The organism is Psychrobacter sp. TB55-MNA-CIBAN-0194 (genome assembly GCF_040309505.1).
Taxonomy (GTDB): domain Bacteria; phylum Pseudomonadota; class Gammaproteobacteria; order Pseudomonadales; family Moraxellaceae; genus Psychrobacter; species Psychrobacter fozii.
This window is the reverse complement of the sequence record NZ_JBEOOW010000081.1, coordinates 1-335: the sequence shown is the minus strand read 5'-3', so window position 1 is coordinate 335 and position 335 is coordinate 1. Positions and strand designations below refer to the sequence as shown.

The 335-nt window shown below is 43.3% G+C and carries 1 pseudogene; it reads right to left on the bottom strand.

Annotated features, from left to right (window positions below):
• Nucleotides 1–125 precede the first annotated feature (125 nt).
• Nucleotides 126–335 (bottom strand): annotated as a pseudogene (locus AAEY75_RS14330) (MBL fold metallo-hydrolase); the annotation flags it as partial.

The window sequence follows — 335 nt, the reverse complement described above, 5'->3', positions numbered from 1 at the left end:
GGAAAAGTTGAGTTGGTATGATATTGCTTTAAACGCCAAAACGTCTTAAATCAGTGACCTTTGGTTGTTTTTCAAACCGCCAAAGGTGCTGCTTATAAACCGCATGAAACAACTGAATAAAAAGCTTATCTTTTCTTCCACCAGTGGCTCGTAATGGCTGGATCGGTAATACTAAAAATCTGGCCAAACTCTGGAGTACTCAAGACCACTTCGCGGCGCTCTGATTCGGCAACCACCCGATCAAATGGGTCGTGCCAGCTATGAAAAGCTAGATCGAACGTGCCGTTATGAATTGGCATCATGATCTTTCCTTTCAAATCGATATGCGCTTGAAC